The sequence below is a fragment of the Streptomyces sp. NPDC005820 genome (assembly GCF_040630255.1).
Classification (GTDB): domain Bacteria; phylum Actinomycetota; class Actinomycetes; order Streptomycetales; family Streptomycetaceae; genus Streptomyces.
The window spans coordinates 32,855-59,374 of record NZ_JBEXXE010000034.1 but is presented as its reverse complement, the minus strand read 5'-3'; the positions used below and the strand labels follow the sequence as shown (position 1 = coordinate 59,374).

Below are 26,520 nucleotides of genomic sequence, written 5' to 3'. Positions count from 1 at the left end.
CAGTTCTCGACGCGGCGGCGGTCCAGGAGGTCCTGGTAAGGGAACGGTAAAGCGGGTTCGTTCGTTCTACCCGGCATGACAGCTATGACCCCGGGCTCGAACATCCCTCTCCCCGCCTCCCGGGTGGCGGTGGACGTCGCCGCCCCCGTGCGGCTCGACGTGTCGGGCCTGCTGCTCACCGGCGACGGCAAGGTGCGCTCCGACGACGACTTCATCTTCTACAACCAGCCCGCCGGCCCCGGGGTGACGTACCGCTCCGGCGGCGGTACGTCACCGGACGCGATCACGGTCGACACGGCCGCCGTCCCTCCGGGCATCGAGAAGATCGTCGTCACGGCGAGCCCGGACGCCGCGGGACAGACCTTCCAGGGCATCGAACCGACGGCGACCATCCGCAACGCGGACGACAACAGCGTCCTCGCCACCTTCACCCCGCCGCAGCTCGGTGCCGAGACGGCGCTGGTGATCGTGGAGATCTATCTGCGCAACGGCGCCTGGAAGGCCCGCGCGGTGGGCCAGGGGTACGCCAACGGTCTGGCGGGCATCGCCACCGACTTCGGCGTGACGGTGGAGGAGCCGGCGGCGCCGGCCGCCGCGCCCGCGGCCCCGGCCCCGGTGGCCGCCGCCCCGGTCGCCCCGGCCGCCCCGCCGATGCCGCAGACCCCGCCGCCGCCCGCCCCGCCCGCGCCCGGCGCCGGGAAGATCAATCTGGACAAGGGCCGGGTCAGCCTGCAGAAGAACCAGACCGTGTCCCTCGTCAAGGGCGGCCGGCCGCTGCTCTCGCAGATCAAGATGGGGCTCGGCTGGGAGCCCGCCTTCCGGGGCGCGGACATCGACCTCGACGCGTCCGTGATCGCCTTCGGCCCCCAGCGCAACCACATCGACAGCTGCTACTTCGGCAAGCTGTCCATCGTGAACGGCGCGATCAAGCACTCCGGCGACAACCTCACCGGTGAGGGCGGGGGCGACGACGAGGTGATCGCCGTCGACCTGGGCCGGCTCCCGCAGGAGGTCAGCGGTCTGGTCTTCACCGTCAACTCGTTCTCAGGCCAGAAGTTCACCGAGGTCGCCAAGGCCTACTGCCGCCTCCTCGACGCCACCACCGGCGAGGAACTCGTCCGCTTCGACCTCACCAACGCCGAACCCCAGACCGGTGTGATGATGGCCAAGCTGATCCGCCAGTTCTCCGGGGAGTGGGACATGACGGCGATGGGCGACTTCGTCAAGGCCAGGACCGTACGCAACATGGTCAAGCCGGCGGCACAGGCGTTGTAACGGGTCGTCGTCCGGGTGCAGGTGGCGGGGGCTGGTCGCGCCCACGCGGCGGAGCCGCACAGCGCATACGGCCCCGCTCCCCTGAGGGCTATGCCCCCAGCCCCTCCACCAGCAGGCCCACATACCGCCGGATCACGGCCCCGTCCCCCTTCGCCAGCTCCGACGCCGTGGCCACCCCGTGCGCCAGCCGCAGCACATCGATCGGCTCGACGTCCCCCCGCAGCGCCCCCGCTCCCTGCGCCGCCGACACCAGCCGGGTCGCCGCCCCCTTCATGCTCGTCGCGCAGGCCGTCACCGCGGCCACGCTCCCGTCCGTGACGGTGGACCCCAGGAGCGCCTTCATCCCGCGCACCTCGATCGTCCCCACGCACAGCTCGTTGAGCCACTCCACCAGCGCCTCGCCCGGCGGCAGCGCCTCCCCCAGCTCATCGGCCCGCGCCGCGAGCGCCTCGATCCGGTCGACGTACGCCGCCTCCAACAGCGCCTGACGCGTGGGGAAATGCCGGTACAGCGTGCCGGAGCCGACCCCGGCCCGTTTGGCGATGTCGTCCAGGGACGCCCCCTCCCCATGCTCGGCGAAGGCCTCGGCCGCCACCTTCAGCAACCGCTCGTAGTTGCGGCGAGCGTCCGCGCGCATGGGTCTGACCTGCGTCATCCAGTTACTCCTTGCGAACCGGGGACTCTCTCCGTATTTTATCGAAGACTAAACGGAGACAGTCCCCGCTTACTGCGCTTGTCTCTGCGGGCTACGTCGTGCTGCCCGCATGCTCCACCACTTCACGCGGGGACACCAGACAGGGAGCACTCCATGTCCACCCCACCGTCCACCCCGCCCGCATCCCCCGCCGACGCACCCCCACACCCGGCACCCGAGTCCGCGCCCCGGCTGCGCGCGGTCCTCCTCGTCATCGTCACGGCGTACCTGATGGTCGGCGTCGACTCCACCGTCGTGAATGTGGCCCTCCCCGACATCCAGCACGACCTGGGCTTCACCCCCACGGGACTGTCCTGGGTGCTCAACGCCTACACCCTCGCCTTCGGCGGCCTGCTCCTGCTCGGCGGCCGCACCGGCGACCTGCTGGGCCGCCGCCGTACGCTCACCGTCGGCGTGCTGCTGTTCGCCGGCTCCTCCCTGCTGGGCGGACTCGCCGCGGACGACAGCCGGCTGCTCGCCGCCCGCGCGCTCCAGGGCGTCGGCGCCGCGCTCATCGCGCCCAGCACCCTCGCCCTGATCACCACCCACTTCCCCGAGGGCCCCCGCCGCCACCACGCCCTCGGCGTCTACTCCTCCATGGCCGGCATCGGCGCCTCCGTCGGACTGGTCCTCGGCGGCATGCTCACCGCGTGGGCGTCCTGGCGCTGGGCCCTGCTGATCAACGTCCCCATCGGCCTCGCGGTCGCCCTCGCCCTGCGCCGGTTCGTCACCGAGACCCCCCGCCACCCGGGCCGCTTCGACGCGGCGGGCGCACTGACCGGCACCGCCGGGACGACCTCACTGGTGTACGCCTTCATCCGGGTGTCGGAGGAGGGCTGGAGCGACCGCCAGGCGCTGTCCGCCTTCGGTGTCGCGACCGCGCTGCTGGCGGGCTTCGCCCTGATCGAGGCACGCGCACCGCAGCCGATCATGCCGCTGCGGCTCCTCGCCGACCGCGACCGCGCGGGCGCCTACGCCGGTGTCCTGCTGCTGCCGGCCGGAATGTTCGGCGCCTTCTACTTCCTCACCCTGATCTGCCAACAGGTCCTGCACTACAACCCGTTGCGCGCCGGGTTCGCCTTCCTGCCGATGACCGCGACGATGTTCACGACCGTACGGTTCGTGCCCCGGCTGCTGGCCCGGTACGGCGCCAAGCCGCTCGTCCTGACCGGTATGGCGCTGCTCACCGGGGCGGGCGCCTGGCTCTGGCGGCTGCGGCCCGGCGACGGTTACGCACCCGCCCTGCTGGGACCGCTCGTCCTCCTCGGTCTGGGCATCGGTCTGGCTCTGATGCCGCTGAACGCCACGATCCTCGCGAAGGTCCGCCCGCAGGAGGCCGGCGCGGCCTCCGGACTCCTGCAGACCGTGCAGTGGATCGGCGGCACGGTCGGTCTGTCCGCGCTGGTCACGGTGTACGGCACGGCCACCCGGCAGGCCACGGGCACCCCGGCGGAGATCCTCACCCACGGCGCCTCCCGGGCCTTCGGCACGGCCGCCCTGATCGCCCTGACCGCCCTCCTCACGGCGGCCTTCGCGATCAGGGCACGCCGGGGCGCCCCGGCCGCCGGTCAGAACAGCGCGCTGTAGGCGTTCAGGGCCGGCTGGCCGCCCAGGTGCGCGTACAGCACGGTGGAGTCGGCGCCGATCTCGCCGCGGGCGACCAGGTCGATCAGACCGGCCATCGACTTGCCCTCGTAGACGGGGTCGGTGACCATGCCCTCGGTGCGGGCGGCGAGGCGCATCGCCTCCAGGGTGGTGTCGTCGGGGACGCCGTAGACACCGCCGTGGTAGCGCTCGTCCAGTTCGATGTCGTCGACGGTCAACTCACTGCGGACGCCGATGAGTTGTCCGGTGCGGTGGGCGATGCGGGCGATCTGCTCGCGGGTCTCGGCGGGCTTGGCCGAGGCGTCGATCCCGATCACCCGGCGGGGCCGGCCGCCGGCCTCCTCCAGCGCGGCGAACCCGGCGACCATACCGGCCTGGGTGGAGCCGGTCACCGAGCACACGATCACGGTGTCGAAGAAGACGCCCGACTCCTGTTCCTGCCGCGCCACTTCGTACGCCCAGCCGGCGAAGCCCAGTCCGCCGAGCGGATGGTCGGAGGCGCCGGCCGGGATGGCGTACGGCTTGCCGCCCGACTCCTCGACCTCGCGCAGGGCCAGTTCCCAGCTCTCCTTGAAGCCGATCCCGAACCCGGCCCGCACCAGCCGTACGTCGGCCCCGGCCAGCCGGCTGATCAGGATGTTGCCGACCTTGTCGTACACCGCGTCGGGCCAGTCCACCCAGCTCTCCTGCACCAGCACGCACTTCAGTCCGGCGCGGGCGGCGACGGCGGCGACCTGGCGGGTGTGGTTGGACTGCACCCCGCCGATCGAGACGAGGGTGTCGCAGCCCTGCGCGAGGGCGTCGGCGACCAGGTACTCCAGCTTGCGGGTCTTGTTGCCGCCGTACGCGATCCCGGAGTTGCAGTCCTCCCGCTTGGCCCACAGGGCGGCGCCGCCGAGGTGGGCGGTGAGCCGTTCCAGCGGGTGGACGGGCGAGGGGCCGAAGAGGAGGGGGTAACGCTCGTACGAGGAGAGGGACTTCGCGGGCATGGAGCCTCCTTGGCTCATTCGGTGTCGGCCAGGTCGGCCAGGGTGCGCCAGATCTCCGCCGTGATCCGGACCGCCTCGTCCACGTCACCGTCGGCGCAGGCCCCGATCAGCCGCCCGTGCAGCCCGGCCGAGCGGCAGGTGCCGCCCTCGCCGAAGCGCCGTCGCTCCAGCCGCCGGATCAGGGGGGTGTAGCGGGCGATGGTCGCGGCGGCCGCGCGGTTGCCGGCGGCCCGGACGAGGACGTCGTGCAGTGCGTCGTCGGCGCGCAGGGCGGCGTCCACGTCCCCGACCCGTACGGCGGCCGTGAACCGCTCGTTGGCCGTGCGCATCGCCTCGACGTCCGCGGCGAACAGACGTGGCACCGCGATCCTCGTCACCAGCTCGTGCAGGGCGCCGACCACCGCCGCCGCGTCCCGTACGTCGGCCGCGACCACCGGTGTCACCCGGGTGTAGCTCTGCGGCTTGCTCTCCAGCAGCCCCTCGTCCACCAGCCGGGCGAACGCCTCCCGCACCGGCCCCCGGGACAGCCCGAGCCGCTCCGCGAGATCGGCGTCCCGCACCACCGCACCGGGCTCGATGGCCCCGGTCACGATGGCGTCCCGGATCGCGGCGTAGGCGCGGTCCCTGAGCAGGGTGCGGGGTACGGCTTCCATGAACTGAAATGTTAGATGTCAGTACGAGGCGCAACAAGGGTGGCGGACGAAGTGCGCCCCGCAGAGATGTGGCAAAGGTCAACGAACGGCGGGACCCGCCTGATCCCCAGCGCCCACCACAAGACCATTGATCAGGTACAGACGAGAGGGGCTTACGACAACGCTGTACACGGGGCGCACCCCCACTGGCTCAATGCTCTTCACTCGATCCAGCGCCACCGACTGGTCATAGCCGTGCATCTCACTGCGCGCCGGGGCGACGTGCCCGACGAGGCACACCAACTTCTTCAACATGGCCGCCTTGTAGCCGATGCGAAGCTCCAGAAGCCCGGCCAGACGGACGAGTGCGGAAGCCCTTGAAATCTCCACGATGTGGAGGGGCCTTCGACTTACAACGGCATATCCATTGATTGAACGCTGCTGTCCCGGTTTCCTCTGGACGACTCGAACCCTGTTGGCGACGCCGAGCCGCAAGAGGACATCCGACACCTGCATGGCCAACAGGAACGATACCGAGGCGAACTCGACAGATGCGTGAATTGTGCCTCGAGGGTTGACTCGTTCACGGACACAACCATCGGTGTCGACGAGACCCGAAAGACATCCGATCCAGAAGTCGCGACTCAGCAGCATGTCAGGGAGACGCTTCTTTTCACACCGTAGACCCCACACACCGTAGCTCCGAAGGATTTCTGTGATCGGGTTGCGATGGCCTGCCCTGAACGGGAACCGCACCCGCACGATGGTCCCCATGGGAATCTCGCGCAGCCCGCATCCGTGCTCCGCGGCAAAATCCCGCATGAACTCCACCGCTCCATCCAGCGGATCACCGTGGAACTCCGGAGTGCAGGACGTCATCCCACCGTCACCGAGCATGGCACCGACGAAATATCCATCGCGGGCGTGCCCCTCCGATCCGAACTGAGCGGCAGTCAAGGGAAACGGCACGCGATCGCCGGGGACCAGAGCATCGGTCCGCTTCCATTCCCATGCCTGCCGACCAGTCCGGCGTTGGGTCACCCATTGCTGATCCAACGCCGCTTCGAGGGTTCTACCGGAATCGAACCCAATCCTGCTCACTTCCCGGGAAGGCCCTGCGAACCAGGCGTCCGGAACCACCGGAAACGAGGTCACCGACAGAATGGTCCCGGGCACCTTGGTTGGGCCCGTATCGAACCGGCCTGGTATCCCATTCCTTACTGAACGAAAGAACGGGAAGGCGACGTTCGACGACCTCCTCGACCGCGCGAACCGATCCATCAGGAAGCCAAACCCGGGAGCCTTCGGTGAACCCTCCCCGTTCCTGAGATCTCACAGCCCCTCCCCACCTCGACCGATAACCAGTACGAGACAGAAACACTAAGCCGATGCAGGGAAGGGCTGGGCAAAGCAGGCGAGAGTCACTCGTACGAGCGAATTAAATCCTTACCGCTTCTGGCGCTTCCACGGGCCCGTGATCGCGAGCATGATGCCCGGGTCCTGGATGTTGGCGAAGAGGGTCTTGCCGTCCGGGGAGAAGGTGACGCCGGTGAACTCGCTGTACTCCGGCTCCTCCGCGGTGCCGATGTTGAGTTCGTTGCGGGCGATCGGGTAGGTGCGACCGCTGTCGGTGGCGCCGAAGAGGTGCTGGACGCCCTCGCCGTCCTCGGCGATGACCAGTCCGCCGTACGGGGAGACCGTGATGTTGTCCGGGCCGTCGAAGTTTCCGTCCACGTCCGGGTCCGGGTTGACGCCGAGCAGGACCTTCAGGGTGAGGGTGCGGCGCTTGGGGTCGTAGAACCAGACGGCGCCGTCGTGCTGGACGGGGCTCTCGCTGCGGGCGTACGAGGACACGATGTACGTGCCGCCGTCGCCCCACCACATGCCCTCCAGCTTGCGGGCGCGGGTGACCTTGCCGTCGGCGAACTGCTTGCGGACGGCCGTGGACTTGGCGTCGCGGTCGGGGACGGTGACCCAGTCGACGCCGTACACCGTGCCGATCTTCGTGGCGCGGGAGAGGTCGTCGACGAACTGGCCGCCGGAGTCGAAGCACTTGAAGGCCTCGAGGACGCCGGCGTCGTCGGCGAGGGTGCGCAGCTTGCCGCGGCCGTGGCAGAAGTGCTCCGGCGGGGTCCAGCGGTAGAGGAGGCCGTTGGGGCCGGCCGCGTCCTCGGTGAGGTACAGGTGGCCGCGCTTGGGGTCGACGACGACGGCCTCGTGGGCGTAGCGGCCGAGCGCCTTGATCGGCTTGGGGTTCCGGTTGGCGCGGCGGTCCTCGGGGTCGACCTCGAAGACGTAGCCGTGGTCCTTGGTCATGCCGTTCTGGCCGGCCTTGTCCTCGGTCTCCTCGCAGGTCAGCCAGGTGCCCCACGGGGTGTTGCCGCCCGCGCAGTTGGTGGAGGTGCCGGCGATGCCGACCCACTCGGCGACCTTGCCGCCGGGGCGGACCTCGACGACCGTGCAGCCACCGGAGGCGGCGGGGTCGTAGACCAGGCCCTCGGTGAGCGGCACGGGGTAGGTCCAGTTGGCGCGCGGGCCCTTGAGCTCGTGGTTGTTGACCAGCAGGGTCGCGCCGCGCGGGCCGTCGAAGGTGGAGGTGCCGTCGTGGTTCGAGGGGGTGAACTCGCCCGACTCCAGCCTGGTCCTGCCGCTGTACGTGATGATGCGGTACTTGAACCCGGCGGGCAGCGCGAGGATGCCGTCGGGGTCGGGGACGAGCTCCCCGTAGCCGACGCCGCCGTGTGCGGCCGCGGACTCCTCCGTCGCGCTCTCGGTCTCGGTGGAGGCGAGGGCGTTCGGCGCGGTGGCGAGGGCGCCGACGGTGCCGGCCAGTGCCACCCCGGCACCGGTGAGGGCGGATTGTCTGGCGAAGTCCCTGCGGGTGAGCGACATGATGTCTCCTGTGACGGTGGACGTGCCGTGGAGGGTGGCGGACCTCGGTTCGGGCGACACCGTCCCGCCCATGTCTGAACGGGAGTTGAACGACGGGAGGCGGGCGGGGACCCTGTTCCATGAATCCGTACGGATCCAGCCATGGAAGCCAAAAGAGACCTCTCCGGCTCCTCCTCCCCTCGCTCCTCCGACCGCCCCGGGCGGCCCCGGGCGCGGCGCGTGGGCCGCTCTAGCCGTTCTGCTGGGATCTGGCCTTGAAGGCCGCCTTGCGGGCCTCCTTGGCGATGCGCTTGTCCGGGTGGAGGCGGCCCATCGCCTCGAGGACGTCGGGGGTCGCCGGGTGGTCGACGCGCCAGGCCGCCGCGAAGAAGCCGCTGTGCTGGGCGGCGAGGCCTTCGACGAGGGCCTGGAGTTCCTCGGAGTTGCCCTCGGCGGTGAGCTGGGCCGCGACGGTGTCGATGGTGAGCCAGAAGACGAGGTCCTCGGAGGGCGCGGGGACGTCGGTCGCGCCCAGCTCGCTCAGCCACACCCGGGCGAGACCGCCGAGCTCGGGGTCGTCGAGGACCTCGCGCACGGCGGGTTCGGCCGCGACGCCGACGAGCGAGAGGGCCTCCTGGCAGCGGAGCCGGCGCAGCGGGGCGCCGGGGTCTGTGCCGCGGGCTGCGGCGAGCAACTCCCGTGCGGCGTCGAGGGGTTCGCGCCGCGCCAGCCACTGTTCGGTCTCCGCGCGGGCGGCCCGCGGGCCGTAACCCGCGCTGCCGTCGAGGAGGACGTCGGCGCCCTTGTCGGAGAGTTCACCGACGGACGGCGCCTGGAAGCCGGACTCCAGCAGGCGTGCGCGCAGCCCGTACAGGCCGAGCGGGGTGAGGCGGACCATGCCGTAGCGGGAGACGTCCGTCTCGTCGACGGGGGTCCCGGCGCCCTCCTCGTCCGCGTCGGTCATGAGGGCCTCGTCCACCGGCCGGTACGTGACGAGGCCGATCGGCTCCAGGAGCCGGAACTGGTCGTCGAGGCGCATCATCGCGTCGGAGACCTGTTCCAGGACGTCGTTGGTGGGCTCGCCCATGTCACCGGGGACGATCATGGAGGCGGCGAGGGCGGGCAGCGGGACGGGGCCGCCGTCGCCGGGGCCGTCCTCGCCGGCGGTGAGCAGATAGAGGTTGCCGAGGACGCCGTCGAGGAAGGCGGCCTCGCCCTCGGGGTCCCAGTCCAGCTTGGAGAAGTCGACGGCGCCGCCCTCGTCCATGGCGTCGATCAGACCGTCGAGGTCGGGCACGGCCGCGTCGGCGATCACCGACTCCAGCGCGCCGAGCCAGACGCCCAGCACGTCGTGCGGGGAACCGCCGGCCAGCAGGGCGAGGTCCTCGCCGGGCGTGACGGTGTCGGCCTGCTCGTCGACGACCTCCAGCAGGCCGATGTCCAGGGCCACCCGCCAGGCGTCGGCCACGTCGGCGGCCGCGTCGTCGCCGGTCAGTCCGAGCTCCTCGGCGGCGGCCGGCACCTGTTCCTCGGTCAGCCGGCCCCCGGCGTCGACCCGGGTGTCGGGGCCGGCCCAGCGGGCGAGCCGGGCGGCCCGGGAGAGCAACGGCGTGGACAGCGCGTCGCGCGCCAGCTCCGCTTCGGGGTGCAGCCGTACGGGCGGCAGGGGGGAGCTGTCTGACATCGGCTGGGTCTCCTAGGCGTCGTTACCGCTGAGGCTCAGCCTAGACGGATTTCGACCCATGACGTCCGGTTCATCTCCCCGTTGGGGACCGTACATGGCTCAATCCTTGACAACTGGCCTGATCAAGCAGGAGATTGACGCGCGTAGAAGTCGGGGGAACGACTGTTCACTCATTTCGCTCGCTCATTTCTACGCGCGTCATCCGCATCCCAGCTCCACCCTCGTCCCGGCACCCACGCATGTCCCCGGAGGGATCCCGTTGCCGAGCAAGAAGTCCGCGCGCGTCGCCGCGCTCACCGTCGCCGCCGTCTGTTCCGCGGCCTCCACCGTCGCCCTCACCTCCCCCGCGCAGGCGGCCACGGTGGCGATCCATGACATCCAGGGCACGACCCGGATCTCGCCGTACGCCGGCCAGGCCGTCACAGGTGTGGCCGGAATCGTCACCGGCGTACGCACCTACGGCTCCTCCAGAGGTTTCTGGATCCAGGATCCGAACCCGGACGCCGATCCGGCCACCAGCGAGGGCGTCTTCGTCTTCACGAGCTCGACCCCCAAGGTCGCTGTCGGCGACTCGGTCACCGTGAACGGCACGGTCTCCGAGTTCGTCCCGGGCGGCACCTCGTCCGGGAACCAGGCCGTCACCGAGATCACCAAGCCGACGGTGACCGTGGTCTCCTCCGGCAACGCGGTCCCGGCCGCCACGGTGATCGACGCACGGTCGGTCCCGGCCGCGTACGCCCCGGCCGGCGACAGCGCCGCGAGCAACTCGATCAACGCGCTCACCCTGGAGCCGAAGAAGTACGCCCTGGACTTCTACGAGTCCCTGGAGGGCATGAACGTCCAGGTCGCCGACGCCCGCGTGGTCACCGCCACCGACCCGTACAGCGAGCTGTGGGTCACGGTGAAGCCGCGGGAGAACGCCGGACGGCGCGGCGGCACGGTGTACGGCTCGTACACCTCGCAGAACACCGGCCGGCTGCAGATCCAGTCGCTGGGTGCGACGGCCGACTTCCCGGCCGCGAACGTCGGCGACAGTCTGACCGGCACCACCGCGGGCCCGCTGGACTACAACCAGTTCGGCGGCTACACCCTGGTCGCGAACACACTCGGCACGCTGAAGAGCGGTGGCCTGGAGCGGGAGACGACCAGGAAGCAGCAGAAGGGCGAGCTCGCGGTCGCGACGTACAACGTCGAGAACCTCGACCCGTCCGACACCACGTTCGCGGCGCACGCCGCCGCGATCGTGAACAACCTGCAGTCGCCCGACATCGTGTCCCTGGAGGAGATCCAGGACAACACCGGCGCGAAGGACGACGGGACGACCGCTGCGGACGTCACCGTGACCAAGCTGATCGACGCGATCGTCGCGGCGGGCGGCCCGGCGTACGACTGGCGCTCGATCGACCCGACGAACGACACCGACGGCGGCGAGCCGGGCGGCAACATCCGCCAGGTGTTCCTGTTCAACCCGCAGCGGGTGTCGTTCACCGACCGCGTGGGCGGCGACGCGGCCACGGCCGTCGGGGTGGAGAAGGTGCGCGGCAAGGCGCAGCTGACCGTGTCCCCGGGCCGGATCGACCCGGCGAACACCGCCTGGAACGCCAGCCGCAAGCCGCTGGTGGGCGAGTTCGTCTTCCGGGGACGGACGGTCTTCGTGATCGCCAACCACCTCAACTCCAAGGGCGGCGACCAGGCGCTGCACGCGCAGTACCAGCCGGTGGTGCGCAGCTCGGAGGTCCAGCGCCACCAGCAGGCGACGCTCGTCAACGCGTTCGTCACGGACCTGCTGAAGGTGCAGAAGAACGCGGACGTCATCGCGCTCGGCGACATGAACGACTTCGAGTTCTCCGACACCGCGAAGATCCTCGAGGGTGACGGCGAGCTGTGGTCGGCGATCAAGTCGCTGCCGAAGAGCGAGCGGTACACGTACGACTACCAGGGCAACCAGCAGGTCCTGGACCAGATCCTGGTCAGCCCGTCGATCCGGCGGTCCTGCGACTTCGCGTACGACAGCGTGCACATCAACGCGGAGTTCCACGACCAGATCAGCGACCACGACCCGCAGGTGCTGCGCTTCGAGCCGTGATCCGTCACCCCGTCAGCGGGCCTGGCCGTACACCTCGTCCAGCCAGGTCTGCCAGGCGGTCTCGTTGACCTCGGCGTCGGCGTCCGCGGCGAAGTCGTGGACGCTGATGCCGACGGGGGCGCCCCAGTGGTTGCGTCCGAAGACGCGGATCAGGGCGTCGTCGGTGCGCAGTCCGAGGAAGTACGGGTTGCGGTAGTCGAGCACGGCGTCGAACTCCCGCGGACCGCGCACGGTCACCCGGGCGCCCGCCACGGCGTCCCCGGCCAGGCCCAGCGCCCGCTCGACCTCGGTGAGCGCCCCGGGGGTGATCGACGCCTCGGGCCCGTTGAGCTGGGCGAACGTGACGGGGCGGGGCGCGAAGTGGGTGAGGTACTCGCGCAGGGTGTGCAGATAGAAGTCGGTGTGCCTGCTCGCCCCGTCGTACTGGTTGTCCCAGTCGTCGGTGAAGATCCCGCTGTGCACGTACCGCACCCAGGCGCGCCGGCCGCCGTCGCGCGCCTCGATGACGTGCTCGAGCTGGTTCAGGCTCTGGATCGGGATGCCGACGTCGTCGCTGCGGATGACGAGGTGGTGCGGGGGGTCGTACGCGGTGACGGTGGACCCGAAGGCCGCCGCGCCGCCGACCTTGGGCTCGGGCGCCTCCATCGGCCACAGGTAGGCCCCGGTGCCGTGGGTGATCGCCTCCCACACCTCCTGCGGAGTGGCGTCGACCTCAAACTCGCGGACGATCTCGAATTCCTTGGACATCTGCTGCTCCTGAACTGTGCTCACGGGTGGGGAAGCTCGGGGTCCTGCGGCTTGACCGTGGGATGGACGGCGACGACGATCCGGTGGTCGCGGCCGCCCTCCGCGTCCGGGGAGTCGTACTTGCGGACGAGGGCGGCGACCCCGGCGGTCAGCTCCTCGATGAACGCGGCGCGGTCGGCGGCGGAGGCGAAGCGGACCTCGCCGTCCAGCGCGTAGGTCGCCAGCCGCTTGCGGGCCTTCGCGGCACCGGTGATCAGCGAACCGACGTCGCGGACCAGACGGGCGCCGAGCGCGAGCAGCCAGCGCGCGGAGAGCTGGTCGCGGAAGCGGTCGGGGTCCGGCTGCACCTCGGCGAGGGCGAGCGGCGAGATGACGTACGAGGCGGCGGTGGCCCGCATCAGCCGCTCGGTGACATTGCCCTTGCGGCGCTCGCCGGCCAGCTCGACCAGGCCGTGCCGCTCCAGGGCCTTCAGGTGGTAGTTCACCTTCTGTCGCGGCAGGCCGACCTTGCCGGCCAGCATCGCCGCCGACGCGGGCCCCGCGGCCAGCTCGGCCAGCAGCCTGGCCCGTATGGGGTCCAGGGAGACGGCGGCGGCCTCGGGGTCCTCGATCACGGTCACATCCAGCATGCGTCCACCGTCTCACCGAAAACTTTTTTTGTCCAGGCGAGATTTGTGTTCGGTCCGCCGTTCTCGGTTTTCAGTGCTTGGCCCAGCGCCTCCCGAAGACCACCGCCGCCACGAACGCGGCACCCGTGGCGCCGACGATCACGACCGGCCTCGGATGCCGCATCGCGAACCGCACGGGTACGCGGACGGGTGCGGGTACCCGGTGCTCGACGCCGCGCCCGGCCCGGAGCGCCCGATGGTGGGCGGTGCGGCCCGTGTGGGCGGCCCTGTCCTGGAGAGCATGGCCCGCCTCGGCCGCGGTGCTGCGCAGTTGCCACGTCATCGCGCCCGCCCGGTCCCGGAGGTCCGCCGTGCGGGCCCCGGCCCGGCCGGCCAACTCCTCCGCGGTGGCCTCCAGTCGGCCCCCGGTACGGGCGATCCGCCGGCGCAGCCGCGCCGCCGTCTCCCTGGTCGATCCCCTGTCCGTCATCGGTGCGCCCTTTCCTCTGTCCCCCATCCCGGTTGCGGGACTCCGGGTACCCGGTACGGTCCGGACTCTCACCTCTCAGCTTTGCTTATCCATATCTCGTAGCAGATTTAAGTGGAGCTTCACGGTGGTGATGCCGAGACTGCTCTCATGACATACGCCGCTTCCCCGACCCCGCCCTTCGGCCGAGCCCTCTGCGCGATGGTCACGCCCTTCACCGCGTCCGGCGCGCTCGACCTCGACGGGGCGCAGCGGCTCGCCGAGTGGCTGGTGGGGCACGGCTGCGACGGGCTGGTGCTCTCCGGGACGACCGGCGAGTCGCCGACCACCTCCGACGCCGAGAAGGCGGAACTGGTCACGGCCGTCCGGGAGGCGGTCGGCGACCGGGCCTCCCTCGTCACGGGCGTCGGCACCTTCGACACCCGGCACACGGTCGAACTCGCCCGGTCCGCCGAGAAGGCCGGCGCCGACGGGGTGCTCGTGGTCAGCCCGTACTACAGCCGGCCCCCGCAGGACGCCCTGGAGGCGCACTTCCGGGAGGTCGCCGACGCGTCCGGGCTGCCGGTGATGCTGTACGACATCCCCGGCCGCACCGGCACCCGGATCGAACCGGAGACCCTGCTGCGGCTCGCCGCGCATCCCCGGATCGTCGCCGTCAAGGACTGCTCCTACGACTTCCTCGGCGCCCAGAAGGTCATCGGGCAGACCGGGCTGGCGTACTACGCGGGATGCGACGAGCACAATCTCGCCCTGTACGCGGTGGGCGGGGCCGGGTACGTCAGCACCGTCGCGAATGTGGTGCCGGAACAGCTCCGCGCCGTCCTGGACGCGTTCGAGGCGGGCGACACCCCCGTGTCCGCCCGCCTCCAACAGCGCGCCGCACCGCTCATCGAGTCGATGATGGCGGCGGGCCTGCCCGGCGCCGTCACCGCCAAGGCGCTCCTCGACGTGCTCGGCCTGCCCGCGGGCCCGGTCCGCGCCCCGCTGCGCCCGGCGGGGCGCGCGGCGGTCGACGGGCTGCGCGACGCCTACGAGCGTCTGGTCGCCTGACCGCGGGGATCGTCATCGGTCCGCGAACACCGGTGTCCAGCGGCCCAGGGTGTCGTCCTTCGTCGAGCGGAAGTCGCTGAGCGGGACCACCTTGTCGCTGTCGAGCGTCACCAGGACGAGCCGCTGGTGGTACTCGTTGCCGTCCTTGCCGATGTCCCAGGCGACGAGCGAGTCGTCGTCTGCCCACGCGAGCAGTTGCTGACCGTGCGTCTCGGTGATCTTCCTGCCGCTCCCGGGGTCGAGGATCCAGGACGACGTCTTGTACTTCTCGCCCGCGAAGTCGCCGGCGAGCAGGCTGCCGTCGGGCGAGAGGCCCGCTTCGACGTACCAGCGCAGATACTTCGCGTCGGCCGGCGGACCCACCTCGGTGCCGTCCCGGTCGTAGTACTGGTAGCCCGGATCCATGGGCATGCCGGACCAGATGAGGCTGCCGTCGCGGCTGAAGGCGAAGTCCTGACGGGTGTTGATCATGTCGGGGGAACCGGGACCGCCGCCCGCGTCGACCCGGCTCCACCGCTCCTTCCCGGACGCCACGTCGATGACGGAGAAGCCGGTGCGGTGCGAACTCGTCTCCACCGTCACTTCGCCGCCCCCCTTCAGCTTCTTCGGGATGGGCCTGAGATCCGGGTTCTCGCTGTACGTCGTCGCGACCAGCTCCCGTCCGTCACGGGAGAACGCGAGCCCGCCCACGGGGTGATCGACCTCGATCCACCGCTTGACCTCGCCGTCCGTCAGGTCGAGCAGGCCGATCCGGCTCACGGGCAGGTTCTGCTCCAGGACGGCGGCGGTCTCCAGCCCCGGGGCGACGGCGACCCACGACCACTTCGTCGTCTTCGCGTACTTCTTCGTCACCGGGTTCAGCAGCCAGTACGTGCGCGTCGCCACCGCCATCTCCTTCGACTGCGGGACCGAGACCGTCCCGTAGTACGCGGCCAGCGCCGTCCGCCCGGCGGCGATCAGGTCACGCGGCGGGGACTGGTCGGGGTGCGCGGCGATCCGGGTCGGCGGCGTGACGTCCGCGGGGCGTACGTCACGGGTCCCGCCGGACCGTGCCATCGGCACCGCCACGGAGACCGCCACCACGGCCGCGGCCGCCATCGACACCAGCCTGCGGGTACGGCGGCGCCTGCGCAGCCCCAGCACCCGGTCGGCGAGGCCCGGTGCGGCCGGCCCCTGGCGCTCGGCCTCTTCGCGCAGGGAGTCACGCACGAGTTCGTCGACGTTCACGGACGCACCTCCACGGGCGAGAAGTCACGGGAAGGCGGCTGTTCGGCGTCCGCGGGGCCGAGGGCGGCGAGTTCAGGTGCGAGGGAGCGCAGGCGGGCGAGGGAGCGGTGGGTGGTGGAGCGGACGGTGCCCACCGAGCAGCCCAGGATCCGGGCCACGTCGGCCTCCGGGAGATCCTCGAAGTAGCGCAGCACGAGGACCGTGCGCTGGCGGGCCGTCAGCCGGGACAGGGCCGCGCGCATCACGACCCGCAGCTCGGCGGCCGACGAGGCGTCCGGGTCCGCGCCGGGTTCCGGCGGCTCGGCGACACTGACCTCGCGCCTGCGCCACTTCAGGCGCCAGCGGCTGATCTGCTGGCGGTACAGCACCTGCCGTACGTACGCCTCGGGTTCGTCGATGCGGTGCCAGCGGCCCGCGGCCTTGGCCAAGGCGTTCTGGAGCAGGTCCTCGCCGGCGTGCCGGTCGCCGCCGCTGAGCAGGACCGCCGTCCTCAGCAGCCCGGACGACCTGCTGTCCACGAAGTCTCGGAAGCTCTCCAGTCCCTCGGCATCCATCGTCACCTTCTCTTCCCCCGGAGCGGGCCTACTGCCCGATCCCTGTGCCCCCTGTGACGCCTCCGGGCGGGCGCCGCTATGCCTGTCGTCCGGAGAAAATTCCGTCGGCTCGGGGATCGTGCCGTTTTACGGTGGCCGTATGAACCGGCCGCTGCTGTTCCTCGACGTCGACGGGCCGCTTACCTGTGCGCTTTGATCCTGTCTCGCTGTCTCACTAGCCAGCCCGCCCACGCCCGCTACGCCCTGTCCGTGTCTCACTCCTGGCTGCGTAGGCGAGAAGCGGTTCTGGCTCAGGTTCCGTGGAGGGGCCACCTTGAGTTGCGCATGGGTCGGTCTGTGGGCTGCCGTGTTCGCCAGGTCGTAGCTGGGCCGTACCGTCGGCCCGGCTCGACTCGGCAGCGGCCCAGCCGACCGCGACCGGGTCACGGGCTAGAAGAAGCCAGCGCGCATCTGCGGCGTGAGGTTGTCGAGGAACTCGCGCAGCCAAGGGCTGCGGACGGTCGGCAGCCGAACCAGGGTGTTCCGGAACGTCTCGGGATCGGCCCGGAACAGGTGACGCGGGCGCGGCGCGGGCGGATCAAAGTCGTCACGGAGGACGCCGTCGGGTAGGCCGCCCGACGCTGGTACTGGCAGGTCCGGCTCGGGGAAGGCCAGCCACAGCCATACCCCGAACGGCAGCGGCACTGGGTACGCCGCCGGGTCGGCCGCAGCCCAGACCTCCCCCGTCTGCGGATGGGACGGCACGAGCAGGATGTCGGCGTCCCCGTCGGGAGCCGGCCGTCCCGGTCCGGCCAGGACGGCGCGCCGCGCCTGCGGACCCGCGGGCAGCATGGCGTCGAGCGTGTGTTGGAACACCTCCCCGACCAAGCCGTCCGGGACGATCACCGGCTGGCCGTCCGAGGCCGCCAGCAGGTGGGCGAGCGCCCGGCCGGCCGCCGCCTCCCACTGCGCGCTCCACGTCCACAAGTGGTTCGACCAGTGGCCCGCCCCCATCCGCGACCCCCACGTGGCCATCGGCTCGAACGGGGGCGTGCCCTTCCCTGCCGCCATCAGGTCCGCCCAGGAAAGCGTCGCGGCGTCAGCGCCGTCGACGGGAAGGCGGCGCACGGCGTTCGGGGCGAGCCATATCGCCTGCCAGAGCGAGCAGTCGTCGATCCGGCTCGCCACGGGCAGGGCACACTCCAGGCAGGCCATGTTGGGGCCGGCGGCCCCGTCAAGGCCGCAACAGTAGCCGCCTCCGCGATTCTCCGGGATCAGCACGGTGCCGCGGGCATCGCCGGGCGCGATGACGATCGCGCCCGGCGCACCGTCGGACAGGGCGTAGACCGGAGCGTAGACACCGCGGGCGGCCGCCTCGTCCGGATGGATCTCCTCCCACGGCCGCCACGGCGGCCCCCAGGGCTCTGAGTCCACGGCGAAAGTGCCCGACTCCATGAGCACGGGGAGCTGAATTCCGTTCCCGTACTTCTGATGGGCGTGGACCGGCAGGTCGACCTGGGACAGCGGAGCGGTCAGCTCAGCGCCGCACCCCGCACACACGAAAACGAACAACTGCCCTCCGCCTGGGAAACAGAGGCATCATCGCAGCTCGGCAGCAGCAGGCAAATCAGTTTCGGGCAGGGCTGGAGGACGGTCGGGGTGGCCACAGCCTCGGCAACACCTGGGCCAACGAAGCGCAGACCTGCCGGAGGCTCAAGCCGCTGGCAGCCTCCACGACCGCGACCGCCGACGCCGGTGCCAGCGGAACTGTCACTTCGAGACACCACTACAGTCGAACTGCATCAACAACCATCACATGACTGATAGTTTCTCAGATATCGGGCACATCTGAATGTGTCCCACATACCGTGCAACGGTGATTCTCTTCTACTTCTCCAAAGCTGGTGGGGAGGATTGGGACCTCGCCTCGCCACCGCTCAACCGCGACGACATGCCGGTTCTCGTGGACGATGATCTCCGCTTCGAAGACGAGAACGGTCCCCGACCGGCGACGTTCGTCAACCGCTGGCTGCGAGGGCTACCGATCAGCGGAGCCCCTGCCGCGAGCTCATGGAAGACCTACGCCCTACAGCTGAAGCCTTGGGTCGAGTTCCTGTCCGCCCATGGCATCGCGCTGTTCTCCGACCGCCAGCGGCTGCGCGACGGCCTGTCCCTGTATTCCGAGCTCCGCCTGTCCGGCCCGCTGGAAGTTCGGCTTGGCCCGTCCAGTTGGAACCTTGCGGTCAAGACCATCGCGGCGTTCTACCAGTGGGCAGTGAGCGAAGGACACTGTCAGCAGGTGCCGTTCTCCTACGCCATGGGTTCGTACCTGCGCCCTGACGGCGTACGGATGGAGACCGCCCGTAACCTCGCAACCGTACGGGGTGCCAGACGGCACGCCACCCGGAAGTACCTGGAGCGGCCGTACTCCGATCTGCTGCTAAACGCTCTCGCGGGCAACGACCCGGACGGCGAACCCGATCACACGTTTCGGGGCCGCGAGACCGGCAGGAACGCCGCCGGCGGCTCGCTTGCGATCTCCACCGGCCTGCGGCTTAGAGAATGGCGGCTTCTCACGCCCTGGGAGATCCCGCCTCTCCCCCGCCAGCGCACCACTGTCCCCGTTCCGTTGTCGCTCGCGCCTCCGACCACCAAGGGGAGCAAGGGCCGACAGACCTGGGTGGAGTACGACGCCCTGGCCCGCGTCCACGACTACGCGACGCTGGAGCGGGCCGCCCATGTGGACGGATCCCGATGGCGCCCCGCCCACGCCCTCCACGTAGAAGACCCGACATACGAAGGCGCCTACCTCAACGGCACCTACCGTCGCTGGCACCTGCTCACCCCGGCCGAACGGCTCCGCCTCGTCGGCCCCGGCGGCGGGAGCGCCCTCCTCGCCGTCCAGTCCGACGGTTCACCGTTCCTGGACTGGGCGACCACCCTCCGTCGGACCGCCGTCCGCATCCGCGACCGGTGGGAACCCGCGTTTCCGCACGTACATCCCCATATGACACGCCACACGATGGCCATGGCCACCCTGGAAAGGCTGGTGCGCGGTTACTACCAGCAGGCCGCCCGCCTCGTCCTCGACACCGACGATGACAGCGCCATGGCTCTCTACCTCACCAAGGCAGATCCCCTGCTGGTCCTGAGGGACCTCCTTGGCCATGCCAGCGTCGCCACCACCCAGGTGTACCTCCACCTGCTGGACACCCAGCGGGTCTTCCGCCAGGCATACGAGGGGGCCGACCCCGACTCGGCCGCCCGCCGGGAGGCCGCCGCCGAATTCCAGGACTCCGATGCCCGCTGAAATCCGACAGCCGCTCGCCGTTCAGTACACGCTCCCAGGTCAGCGACCCTACCTCGGTACGCTTCACGAGCTGCCCGACTCAGTACTCGCCGGCGACCTCGCGCGAGGACTCACTGCAGCCACCCATCCCAATGGCCCGATCCGCACCTATGGCCAAGCCCGGCACGCCGTCCGGTGTGCGAGGCACCTCGCCCGCCACCTGCACAGGACCGGTTTCACCGGCACTCTCTCAAGTCTCAACGCGACACAACTCACCGCCTACTGGCTGGAGTTCGGGTTCACCTTCGAGCGGCACAGCCGTATCACCCTCAACGGCTTCCTCGCCAGTGGCGGCACACTCCACGACGGCGTCCAGGCCCACCTCGATGGAAGGCCGATCAACCAGCAGGCCGGGTCCACCCCTCATCGGCCCTACAGCGACGCAGAGTGGCGGCAATTCGATCAAGCCGCCCGCACCTCCATCGACACCGGCTGGCAGGACCACCTCAAGGCTCTGGAATCCGCTGAACGCGGGGCCGACCCGGTCACCCACGGCATCGGCCGGGACAATCTCGCCTGGCTGATCCGTAGAACCGGCCCCGTGCCGGTTCGCACGATCCGCGCGATGGTCCCCGGTTCTCCTTGGGCTATTACAACCACTGTCCTTGAGCTTCGCGACGCCCTGTTCCCATCCGGGTATACGGCTCTCGTCTACAACCTCCGGCTGGCCATGCTGACCGGCGCCGTGCCCGACGGTGTCGACACCCTTTCCGTACCCGATTTCACACACACCGGCCCCGCCACGGGCTTGCTGTCGTACCGGAAAGGTCGGTCCGCCCGCGAAGCCCTCAGCCTGCGCGGCCCCGCCGTACGGCTCCTGGACCAGTGGCTCACCCACTCGGCACCCCTGCGCGAGCATGCCGGAGAACTCTCCGACTCCATGTGGATCAACTACAACGGCACGGCACTGTCCGCGCGTCCCCGAACGCCGTGGCAGCGGATCAAGTGGGCGAAGACCGTCGGCCTGACCGACGACAACGGCCAGCCCATGGCCCCGCACGGCGGCCGGATTCGTACGACCTTCCATCACAGGCGCGACCGCTCTGCCTGGACCGGGCGCACCACCATCGACCCCAACCACACCCCGGCGGTCGAGGGCGATCACTATCTACAGCACCACACCCCCGCCCAGGTGGAGGCCATCGAGGGAGTCATCGAGGAAGCTCAGCGGGACATCCGCCGAAAGGCCGCGCCGCCGGTCATCGCCACCAGCCAGGACGCCGCCCGGTTCGCTGCCGACTTCCCCCGCCTCGTTGCGGACGCCGGACTCGACGGCGATGGCATTCAGAGGCTGCTGGCCGGCGAGCAGGACGTTTTCGTCGCCTCCTGCGCCAGTCTCTACAACAGCCCCCACGCCCCGGCCGGAACCGCCTGCCCAGCCCGTCCCTGGGTGTGCCTGCTGTGTCCTCTCGCCGTGTTCACCCCCCGGCACCTGCCCAACCTGCTGCGGCTCCAGCGCTATTTCGCCGAACAGGAAAGACAAATGACGAACGCACAGTTCCTGGCCATCTTCGGTCCCTACGCCGACAGGCTCAGTACCGACCTGCTTCCCCGTTTCAGCACGACAGCTATCGAGACCGCCGCCGAAGCCGGGTTCGCGGCCATGACACCGGAGGAAATCCCGTGACCGGATCCGACGCTCTGACCGCCGGCCCCGGGCACAGTGCCTTCACCGGCTTAGACGTCCTCCGGACTGCTGGATACCGCACTCGGCCCGGCGCTCGCCGCCCCCGCTTCGACCAGGATGTTTGGGACCTTTCCTGCGCCGCCGACGCCCCAGTGTCCTGGCCACGCAGCGAGCAGATCCTGGACTTCACCCAGATCACCAACCCCACCTGGCGAGCAGTCGCACGCACGTACTTGATGGCCCGCCTCGTCCCCACCCACCCGTCAGTCGCGGTCCTCCCGCACGCATACCGGTCCCCTCTCGCCTTGCAGACGCTGCGACACGAACTGGTCCGTCTCACAGCCTGGTTCAACCACCTCACCAAGACGGGACTCACCGGCCTCCACCAGATCCACCAACGACACTGTGACACCTACCTGCCCGTCGTCTCCGTCGGCCGCACCAACCCCAGCCAGCTGGTCACCCCCGGCACCATTGCCGGTTTCGTTCTGACCACTCAAGCCCTGACTGCGTACGGACCGCTGTTGCCCGAGGCCTACCCGACAGGGTTCCGCCCGTGGGGCGACCGCACCGCCGCCCAGGTCGCCGGATACCAGCGTCCCGACACCAACCAGACCCCTGCTGTCCCAGACGACATCCTGCGGCCCCTCCTCGCCGGCGCGTCCTATCTCATCGACACGATCAGCCCCCACCTCGTCGAGGAAGCCACCCGCGCCCGCCAGACCATCGCCCGCCGGCGCGGCGTCCGGTCGTTCCTTCGCGTTGAACACCACCAGCTCGTCATCGCAGAGATCGAACGGTGCATCGCAGCCGGTATCCCGGCACCCCGTGCTGCTCCCTCCGGCGTCTCCCGCAGGCTCAACGCGGGTTGGAACTCAACCGACCCCCTCCTCACACTCGCCCACACGTCCTTCACCAAGGACCTTCTTGCGCTCTCCTCCACGCAACGGGATCTGGAGAGGCTCCGGCCGCAGCTGGAGGCATGGATCGCCGCCTGCGGTATCGAGAACCCGTGGTGCCGTGATGCGGCGGCGGTGCCCCGCGCCAATGACGAAGAGCCCGTCCCCTGGTCGCTCCCGATGAATCACTTCACCCTGGACAGCACGGTGTTCGCCGCTACTTCCGCTGCCTACTACCTCACCTCGGCGCTGTCTGGCATGCGGAGCTCAGAGCTGGCAGAACTCACACATGGCTGTCGCCGCAGCGAAGACCGCACCTACGGCTCCCGCCACTGGCTGGACTCCCGCCGCGTCAAGGGTGAGAAGTTCGGCGGAGTGCCTGACTCATGGGTGGTCATCGAAGACGTACACCGCGCTGTCGGAGCCGCCGAAGCCCTCGGCGGGACGGACCTCGGGGACCTGATCTTTCCTGTCGCCAACAACTCCGCCAACAGGTACACCGCGCTCCGGGACTGGATCAACGGTCCCTTCGGACAGCATCTCGGCCTCGCCCCAATCCCCGATGGTCCTGTCCACCCGCGGGCTCTGCGTCGTACCCTCGCTCTGTCCATCGCTCAACGCCCCCACGGCCTCCTCGCCACAAAATGGCACTTGAAGCACGTCTCGGTGGCCACCACCGAGGGCTACACCGCTCGACCAGGCGGCCACCAGGCCGCGTTCCTCGCCGAGGTCCAGGCCGAAGAGGATGTTGAACACACCCGGCTCACGGTTGCCGCCTACCACGACTACCAGCAGGGCATCCTGCCCTCCGGCCGAGGCGCACGCGACCTGGTCGCCGCCTTTCAGAGCGTGGATCTGTCCCTAGCCGGGCACGACCCCGGCCCCGCCACCGTCGCTGACGACCGTCGCGTGGAGAAACTCCTCAAGACCAAGGCGAAGACCCTTCACATCGGCGTGGCGAACTACTGCTGGTTCACCGACCCCGCCAAGGCCCTGTGCCTCACCATGGCCAGCACTCCGAAAGCCAGCGAGCCTCTGCTCGGCATGTGCGACTCCGCTCGCTGTCCCCAAGCGACCCATCACCCTCAGCACCGGCAAGCGTGGGCCGCCCACGCCGAGAACACCCGAGCCGTGTTCCTCGGCAACCCCCGACTGTCCGCACCAGAGCGTCAACGCGCCCAGCAGACCTACGAGCGATCCATGCGGATCGTGGAGTCCATCGAGGCCGCCATGATCAATAAGGAGACCCCAGGTGCCCAATGATCGCCACGCCAACGCGGAGAGTCGTTTGAAGGCCGCCATGGATCAGCTCCTGGCCGGGGACATCCCCGAGGGCCTGCGATGCGACATCAAATCCCTCAGCATTCTTGCCGCTGTCCCCCGGGCAACGCTTTACCGCACCTACCCCCACGTCAAGGAGGAGTTCGAGAACCGGCTGGGCACAGCTCGAGAGGCGACGGGCGAGCCGGACCCTCGCCTCGCCCAGATCGACCGCCTCAAAGCCGAGGTATCCAGGTTGAAGGGGCGGCTCTCCCGAATGAAAGAGGAGGCGTCCGAGGCGTCCGAGTTCAAAACTCTGGCGCTTTCCCGGCTCGCCGAACAGCACGACGAAATCCAACGCCTCCGCGCAGCCCTCGAAGACAGCGGGAACATCCGCACGCTCCCGGTGCGGGCCCGCATTGCGGCGGACCGGTGAGAACTCCGTGCTAGCGCTGCCTGTCGCAGGCGGCCTGAGGAACCGCCGCCTTCCTTGAGGAGCCATTCCCTGACCGAAGGAGCACGGTCCAAGAGACGGCTGACCCGCATGCCTTCGTCTCGCGAAGTCACCCTTGGCAGCGGGGTGAAGTCGTCGGGAAGAAGGTCCAGCAGGCTCATCACATGGACTCCCGCACGCAGCGTGATCAACAGCTCGCACCGTAGCTGCCGCGGAATGGCTGGACGATGGGGCGTGCTGTTCCACAGGGCCGGCCACAGGTAGTGGGCCCCATCTGGCGCCGTATTCGCCATCACCCACCCTGGGTCCAACCGCTGGTTGAGGCCGAGCTCACCGGCCCGCTCCTCCAGCCTGAGCAGCGAGGCCGTATCGATGACCTTCACCTCACGAGGCACCGGCTGATCCAAGTCCATCGCCCCATGCTGCCCTACAACTCCTATGCCGAAGAGCCGACCCCAGCGAGGGCCTCATCCGTCGCGAGGGAGGTCCCCCCAGAGTCCGCGAAGCTCGGCGGGACATGTCTCATGCCCGCATAAGGCCGCTGAACCCGTACGCCGCCCAGCGTGAGCGGCGCCCCGACGGCTATACGACGATCAGGGCGTCCGTGCGACCCGGACGGCCGCTGCGGGTCTGGCTGAACCCGGGGCACGGGGCGGCACTGCTCTCGCTTCCCTACGAGCTGGTCTGGGCCACGACCTGGATGGCCCTCGCCAATCGCTGGATCGCGCCGGTGGTGGGGCTGCCCGACCTTCCGTACGTCGACTTCGGGCCGGCGCTGTTCGGGGAGCGGGCCGACGGTGTCCACTGGAAGACGGAGACCCTCGTCGCGTACGCCGGGGGCCGTCCCTTCGCCTGGGTCGACGACGAGCTCTCCGCCGCCGACTCCGACTTCGTCACCGGGCGGCACCCCGCTCCGGCACTTCTGCGTCGGGTCAGCCCACGGGTGGGGCTGGGGGACGGGGACTTCGAGGCGTTGCGGGAGTTCGCGAGGGGGCTGGGCGTGTAGGGGTCCCGAGGCGCCGGTCGTCGTCACGTCAGCACGTGCAGGACGCGGCGTAGGTGAGGAAGAGCGCGGCCACGGCGAACGTGGTCGCCGCCGCGCCGGCCAGTCGCCTGCGGCGTCCCTCCCTGGGAGGCCGGCTCAGTTCCCAGGCGCCGTAGCAGAGGAACGCCAGCAGGGCACCCCCGACGCCCTCGGCCGCGAGCGGGCTGCGCTGCCATCCCCAGACGAACGCCAGGGCCGGACCGGCCAAGGTGAGGCAGACGAGCAGCGTCAGCGCCGCCTCACCCACGAACTCCTCCAGGAGTTCCTTCACGAACGAGCCGATGCCGCGGATCACACGCACGTTTCGGGCTCCTCCCGCCGTCGCTGCGACCGGCGCACGCACAGCGCCCTTCCGGGGAGAAGGGCGCTGGGGGTAAGGGTTAGTTGTGGCTGTGGAGGATGTCGTTCAGGCCGCCCCAGACCGCGTTGTTCGGGCGGGCCTCCACCGTGCCGGTGACCGAGTTGCGGCGGAAGAGGATGTTGGAGGCGCCGGAGAGTTCGCGGGCCTTGACGATCTGGCCGTCGGGCATCGTGACGCGGGTGCCGGCGGTGACGTAGAGGCCGGCCTCGACCACGCACTCGTCGCCCAGGGCGATGCCCACGCCCGCCTCGGCGCCGATGAGGCAGCGCTCGCCGATGGCGATGATGACGTTGCCGCCGCCGGAGAGCGTGCCCATCGTGGAGGCGCCGCCGCCGATGTCCGAGCCGTCGCCGATGATCACGCCGGCCGAGATACGGCCCTCGACCATCGAGGTGCCGAGGGTGCCGGCGTTGAAGTTGACGAAGCCCTCGTGCATGACCGTGGTGCCCTCGGCGAGGTGCGCGCCGAGGCGGACGCGGTCGGCGTCGGCGATACGGACCCCCTTGGGGGCGACGTAATCCGTCATGCGCGGGAACTTGTCGATGGACGTCACCTGGAGGTGGAGGCCCTGCGCGCGGGCGTTCAGGCGGACCTTCTCCACGTCGTCGACGGCGACCGGGCCGAGGGAGGTCCAGGCGACGTTGGCGAGGTGGGCGAAGATGCCGTCCAGGTTCTGGCCGTGGGGGCGGACCAGGCGGTGGGAGAGGAGGTGGAGGCGGAGGTAGACGTCATGCGCGTCGAGCGGCTTGGCGTCCAGGGAGGCGATGACCGTGCGGACCGCTACGACTTCCACACCTCGGCGGGGGTCCGGGCCGATCGCCGCGGTCGCGCCTTCGCCGAGGAGCTCTGCGGCCTGGTCGGCGGAGAGGCGCTCGGTGCCGGAGGGGCCGGGGTCGGTCGCGAGTTCGGGGGCCGGGAACCAGGTGTCGAGGATCGTGCCGTCGGCGGCGAGGGTGGCGAGGCCGGTGGCCACCGCGCCGGTGGTGCTCGGAGCAGTCGTATCGGTCATAGGAAAAACCTAACCGGACGAAGAGTGC

Annotated in this window: 23 protein-coding genes; 9 read left to right on the top strand and 14 right to left on the bottom strand. The window is 70.0% G+C overall.

Annotated features, from left to right (window positions below; all coding sequences use genetic code 11):
• Positions 1–84: 84 nt before the first annotated feature.
• Complete coding sequence (locus ABZ464_RS34805) at positions 85–1,275, top strand: TerD family protein (protein ID WP_359284000.1); 1,191 nt, start codon at positions 85–87, stop codon at positions 1,273–1,275.
• Between the two features lie 88 nt (positions 1,276–1,363).
• Here the strand turns inward: ABZ464_RS34805 and ABZ464_RS34800 are convergent, their stop codons facing one another.
• Positions 1,364–1,930 (bottom strand): TetR/AcrR family transcriptional regulator, encoded by a 567-nt coding sequence (locus ABZ464_RS34800; RefSeq protein ID WP_359283850.1) that lies wholly within the window; start codon positions 1,928–1,930, stop codon positions 1,364–1,366.
• Positions 1,931–2,083: 153 nt separating this feature from the next.
• On the opposite strand from ABZ464_RS34800, the gene ABZ464_RS34795 reads away from it, so the two are divergent.
• Complete coding sequence (locus tag ABZ464_RS34795) at positions 2,084–3,556, top strand: MFS transporter (RefSeq protein WP_359283847.1); 1,473 nt, start codon at positions 2,084–2,086, stop codon at positions 3,554–3,556.
• On the opposite strand, the gene ABZ464_RS34790 is transcribed toward ABZ464_RS34795, so the two are convergent.
• The 5 genes from ABZ464_RS34790 to ABZ464_RS34770 form a co-directional block, all read right to left on the bottom strand.
• Positions 3,538–4,563, bottom strand: a complete 1,026-nt coding sequence (locus ABZ464_RS34790) for a 1-aminocyclopropane-1-carboxylate deaminase (protein WP_359283844.1) — start codon at positions 4,561–4,563, stop codon at positions 3,538–3,540. The genes ABZ464_RS34795 and ABZ464_RS34790 overlap by 19 nt on opposite strands.
• 14 nt (positions 4,564–4,577) lie before the next feature.
• Positions 4,578–5,216 carry a GntR family transcriptional regulator gene (locus ABZ464_RS34785; protein ID WP_359283842.1) on the bottom strand — a complete coding sequence of 213 codons (639 nt, stop codon included), beginning with the start codon at positions 5,214–5,216 and terminating at the stop codon, positions 4,578–4,580.
• A gap of 78 nt (positions 5,217–5,294) precedes the next feature.
• Positions 5,295–6,350 carry an LAGLIDADG family homing endonuclease gene (locus ABZ464_RS34780; protein WP_359283841.1) on the bottom strand — a complete coding sequence of 352 codons (1,056 nt, stop codon included), beginning with the start codon at positions 6,348–6,350 and terminating at the stop codon, positions 5,295–5,297.
• Positions 6,351–6,641: 291 nt separating this feature from the next.
• Positions 6,642–8,087: an alkaline phosphatase PhoX gene (locus ABZ464_RS34775; protein ID WP_359283840.1), complete on the bottom strand. Its 1,446-nt coding sequence runs from the start codon at positions 8,085–8,087 to the stop codon at positions 6,642–6,644.
• A 229-nt stretch (positions 8,088–8,316) separates the two neighbouring features.
• Positions 8,317–9,750 (bottom strand): hypothetical protein, encoded by a 1,434-nt coding sequence (locus tag ABZ464_RS34770; protein WP_359283837.1) that lies wholly within the window; start codon positions 9,748–9,750, stop codon positions 8,317–8,319.
• 259 nt (positions 9,751–10,009) lie between these two features.
• Between ABZ464_RS34770 and ABZ464_RS34765 the strand changes: the two genes are divergently transcribed.
• Complete coding sequence (locus ABZ464_RS34765) at positions 10,010–11,836, top strand: endonuclease/exonuclease/phosphatase family protein (RefSeq protein ID WP_359283834.1); 1,827 nt, start codon at positions 10,010–10,012, stop codon at positions 11,834–11,836.
• Between the two features lie 12 nt (positions 11,837–11,848).
• On the opposite strand, the gene ABZ464_RS34760 is transcribed toward ABZ464_RS34765, so the two are convergent.
• From ABZ464_RS34760 to ABZ464_RS34750, 3 genes are all read right to left on the bottom strand, one after another.
• The gene (locus ABZ464_RS34760; protein ID WP_359283832.1) at positions 11,849–12,583 is read right to left on the bottom strand and encodes an SRPBCC domain-containing protein; all 735 of its coding nucleotides are present in this window, start codon (positions 12,581–12,583) and stop codon (positions 11,849–11,851) included.
• 20 nt (positions 12,584–12,603) lie between these two features.
• On the bottom strand, positions 12,604–13,212 hold the full coding sequence (locus tag ABZ464_RS34755; protein WP_359283830.1) for a helix-turn-helix domain-containing protein: 609 nt from the start codon (positions 13,210–13,212) through the stop codon (positions 12,604–12,606).
• A gap of 70 nt (positions 13,213–13,282) precedes the next feature.
• Complete coding sequence (locus ABZ464_RS34750; protein ID WP_359283828.1) at positions 13,283–13,681, bottom strand: DUF3618 domain-containing protein; 399 nt, start codon at positions 13,679–13,681, stop codon at positions 13,283–13,285.
• Between the two features lie 147 nt (positions 13,682–13,828).
• Here ABZ464_RS34750 and dapA point away from each other — a divergent pair, with 147 nt between their 5' ends.
• Positions 13,829–14,728, top strand: a complete 900-nt coding sequence (gene dapA, locus ABZ464_RS34745; protein WP_359283826.1) for a 4-hydroxy-tetrahydrodipicolinate synthase — start codon at positions 13,829–13,831, stop codon at positions 14,726–14,728.
• A 12-nt stretch (positions 14,729–14,740) separates the two neighbouring features.
• Here the strand turns inward: dapA and ABZ464_RS34740 are convergent, their stop codons facing one another.
• The 3 genes from ABZ464_RS34740 to ABZ464_RS34730 form a co-directional block, all read right to left on the bottom strand.
• Positions 14,741–15,955, bottom strand: coding sequence for a WD40 repeat domain-containing protein (locus tag ABZ464_RS34740; protein WP_359283823.1), 1,215 nt, complete (start codon positions 15,953–15,955; stop codon positions 14,741–14,743).
• Positions 15,952–16,509 (bottom strand): SigE family RNA polymerase sigma factor, encoded by a 558-nt coding sequence (locus ABZ464_RS34735; RefSeq protein WP_359283821.1) that lies wholly within the window; start codon positions 16,507–16,509, stop codon positions 15,952–15,954. Before ABZ464_RS34735 ends, ABZ464_RS34740 begins: the two co-directional genes overlap by 4 nt.
• 429 nt (positions 16,510–16,938) lie before the next feature.
• Positions 16,939–18,060 carry a hypothetical protein gene (locus ABZ464_RS34730; protein WP_359283818.1) on the bottom strand — a complete coding sequence of 374 codons (1,122 nt, stop codon included), beginning with the start codon at positions 18,058–18,060 and terminating at the stop codon, positions 16,939–16,941.
• 304 nt (positions 18,061–18,364) lie between these two features.
• On the opposite strand from ABZ464_RS34730, the gene ABZ464_RS34725 reads away from it, so the two are divergent.
• From ABZ464_RS34725 to ABZ464_RS34705, 5 genes are all read left to right on the top strand, one after another.
• Entirely contained in the window at positions 18,365–19,798 is a 1,434-nt protein-coding gene (locus tag ABZ464_RS34725) for a site-specific integrase (RefSeq protein ID WP_359283817.1), read from the top strand.
• Complete coding sequence (locus ABZ464_RS34720) at positions 19,788–21,464, top strand: hypothetical protein (protein ID WP_359283814.1); 1,677 nt, start codon at positions 19,788–19,790, stop codon at positions 21,462–21,464. Before ABZ464_RS34725 ends, ABZ464_RS34720 begins: the two co-directional genes overlap by 11 nt.
• A gap of 305 nt (positions 21,465–21,769) precedes the next feature.
• Entirely contained in the window at positions 21,770–23,626 is a 1,857-nt protein-coding gene (locus ABZ464_RS34715; RefSeq protein ID WP_359283812.1) for an integrase, read from the top strand.
• Positions 23,616–24,059 (top strand): hypothetical protein, encoded by a 444-nt coding sequence (locus ABZ464_RS34710; RefSeq protein ID WP_359283810.1) that lies wholly within the window; start codon positions 23,616–23,618, stop codon positions 24,057–24,059. The genes ABZ464_RS34715 and ABZ464_RS34710 overlap by 11 nt, the downstream gene beginning before the upstream one ends.
• Before the next feature lie 535 nt (positions 24,060–24,594).
• A complete protein-coding gene (locus ABZ464_RS34705) occupies positions 24,595–25,083 on the top strand; it encodes a hypothetical protein (protein WP_359283809.1) in 489 nt (162 codons plus the stop codon).
• Positions 25,084–25,111: 28 nt separating this feature from the next.
• Here the strand turns inward: ABZ464_RS34705 and ABZ464_RS34700 are convergent, their stop codons facing one another.
• Complete coding sequence (locus tag ABZ464_RS34700) at positions 25,112–25,423, bottom strand: lysine transporter LysE (protein WP_359283807.1); 312 nt, start codon at positions 25,421–25,423, stop codon at positions 25,112–25,114.
• A gap of 79 nt (positions 25,424–25,502) precedes the next feature.
• Positions 25,503–26,492: a 2,3,4,5-tetrahydropyridine-2,6-dicarboxylate N-succinyltransferase gene (dapD, locus tag ABZ464_RS34695; RefSeq protein WP_359283804.1), complete on the bottom strand. Its 990-nt coding sequence runs from the start codon at positions 26,490–26,492 to the stop codon at positions 25,503–25,505.
• Positions 26,493–26,520: the final 28 nt, after the last annotated feature.

Bases quoted from the DNA above. Each gene is read 5' to 3' on its own strand.
- ABZ464_RS34720 (WP_359283814.1), top strand. From the start codon at position 19,788: ATGCCCGCTGAAATCCGACAGCCGCTCGCCGTTCAGTACACGCTCCCA.
- ABZ464_RS34805 (WP_359284000.1), top strand. From the start codon at position 85: ATGACCCCGGGCTCGAACATCCCTCTCCCCGCCTCCCGGGTGGCGGTG.
- dapA (WP_359283826.1), top strand. From the start codon at position 13,829: ATGACATACGCCGCTTCCCCGACCCCGCCCTTCGGCCGAGCCCTCTGC.
- ABZ464_RS34770 (WP_359283837.1), bottom strand. From the start codon at position 9,750: ATGTCAGACAGCTCCCCCCTGCCGCCCGTACGGCTGCACCCCGAAGCG.
- ABZ464_RS34750 (WP_359283828.1), bottom strand. From the start codon at position 13,681: ATGACGGACAGGGGATCGACCAGGGAGACGGCGGCGCGGCTGCGCCGG.
- ABZ464_RS34705 (WP_359283809.1), top strand. From the start codon at position 24,595: ATGTCTCATGCCCGCATAAGGCCGCTGAACCCGTACGCCGCCCAGCGT.
- ABZ464_RS34790 (WP_359283844.1), bottom strand. From the start codon at position 4,563: ATGCCCGCGAAGTCCCTCTCCTCGTACGAGCGTTACCCCCTCCTCTTC.
- ABZ464_RS34760 (WP_359283832.1), bottom strand. From the start codon at position 12,583: ATGTCCAAGGAATTCGAGATCGTCCGCGAGTTTGAGGTCGACGCCACT.
- ABZ464_RS34800 (WP_359283850.1), bottom strand. From the start codon at position 1,930: ATGACGCAGGTCAGACCCATGCGCGCGGACGCTCGCCGCAACTACGAG.
- ABZ464_RS34735 (WP_359283821.1), bottom strand. From the start codon at position 16,509: ATGGATGCCGAGGGACTGGAGAGCTTCCGAGACTTCGTGGACAGCAGG.
- dapD (WP_359283804.1), bottom strand. From the start codon at position 26,492: ATGACCGATACGACTGCTCCGAGCACCACCGGCGCGGTGGCCACCGGC.
- ABZ464_RS34785 (WP_359283842.1), bottom strand. From the start codon at position 5,216: ATGGAAGCCGTACCCCGCACCCTGCTCAGGGACCGCGCCTACGCCGCG.
- ABZ464_RS34775 (WP_359283840.1), bottom strand. From the start codon at position 8,087: ATGTCGCTCACCCGCAGGGACTTCGCCAGACAATCCGCCCTCACCGGT.
- ABZ464_RS34795 (WP_359283847.1), top strand. From the start codon at position 2,084: ATGTCCACCCCACCGTCCACCCCGCCCGCATCCCCCGCCGACGCACCC.
- ABZ464_RS34755 (WP_359283830.1), bottom strand. From the start codon at position 13,212: ATGCTGGATGTGACCGTGATCGAGGACCCCGAGGCCGCCGCCGTCTCC.